The organism is Streptomyces phytophilus, from assembly GCF_013870535.1.
In the GTDB taxonomy this organism is placed as follows: Bacteria; Actinomycetota; Actinomycetes; order Streptomycetales; family Streptomycetaceae; genus Streptomyces; species Streptomyces phytophilus.
In genome coordinates, this window is sequence record NZ_JACBXC010001670.1 from 1 (window position 1) to 1,089 (window position 1,089).

Consider the following 1,089-nt stretch of genomic DNA (forward strand, 5'->3'; position numbering starts at 1 on the left):
GCCGGGGTGAGGAAGTCGGGAAAGTAGCCGCGCGGCGGCATCACGGGCCGCAGCATCCGCAGCGCGGACCGGCCGCGGGGGCACTCCCGCGTGCGCCAGGCGCGCAGCGCCGGGTCCGGGCTCCGTTCGGTGAGCTGGTGGACGCTGAGAACCGTCTCCCACAGCGGGTCCGGACCGTCGGCGATCCGGGTGCGCGCCAGGTCGGCGGCGGTGAAATGCACGCGCAGCAACTGCCCTCCCCGTGTCGTGTCCCGGCGTGCGGGCACGTCCCCCCGATTCCCGGTCTCTCCTGCTCCGGGACTTGCCGGCGGTGGGTGGCGGGCCCGGTCCCCTGTTCCGGGCCCGCCACGCACCGACGGTGTGGAACGGTCGGGGAACGACCGTTCTCCGCTCAGACTGTAATGTCGAGAACGGCCGTTCTCAAGCGGCCGGACGCTGCCGCGACGTGATCGGGACAGCCCCGGTACGTTGTGGGCGGCGAAGAGCGGCGCAACGGGCGGAACGCGGCGGAACGGAGCAGCGGACATGGACGACGCGGACAACGGGGCCGCCAGGCAGCGCGTACTCGAAGCCGCCGACCGGCTCTTCTACGCCCACGGCATCCGCGCGGTCGGCATGGACCGGATCCGCGACGCCTCCGGCGTCTCCCTCAAACGCCTCTACCGCTGCTTCGCCTCCAAGGACGAGCTGGTCGAGGCGTACCTGCGGCGGCGCGACCGCTGGGTGCGCGGGGCGCTGTCGGACTTCGTCGCCAAGGAGGCCACCGGCCTGCCGCGGGAGCGGGTGCTGGCGGTCTTCGACTGGCTGGAGTGGTGGTTCGGCGAACCCGACTTCCGCGGCTGCCCGTTCACCAACGCCTTCAACGAGATCGGCGCGGACAGCGCCCGCGCCGCCACCGCGGTCCGCGACCACCAGCTCGCCGTCAGCGCATACCTCCGCGACCTGATCGCCGCCACGGGGGCCGCCGACCCGGACGCGGTCACGAACCGCTTCCTGGTCCTGTACGCCGGCTCCCTCACGTTCGCCGCCATCTCCGGCAGCCCCTCCCCGGCGAGGTACGCGCGCGAGACGGCGGCGGCGATCCTGCCG

1 protein-coding gene and 1 pseudogene are annotated in these 1,089 nt (G+C 73.5%); one reads left to right on the forward strand and one right to left on the reverse strand.

What is annotated here, in order from left to right; all coding sequences use genetic code 11:
- Positions 1 to 230, reverse strand: a pseudogene (locus H5J30_RS35110) (transcriptional regulator); the annotation flags it as partial.
- 295 nt (positions 231 to 525) lie between these two features.
- On the opposite strand from H5J30_RS35110, the gene H5J30_RS35115 reads away from it, so the two are divergent.
- Positions 526 to 1,089 (forward strand): TetR/AcrR family transcriptional regulator (locus H5J30_RS35115; RefSeq protein WP_181791842.1); only part of this gene is annotated, 564 nt, incomplete at its 3' end.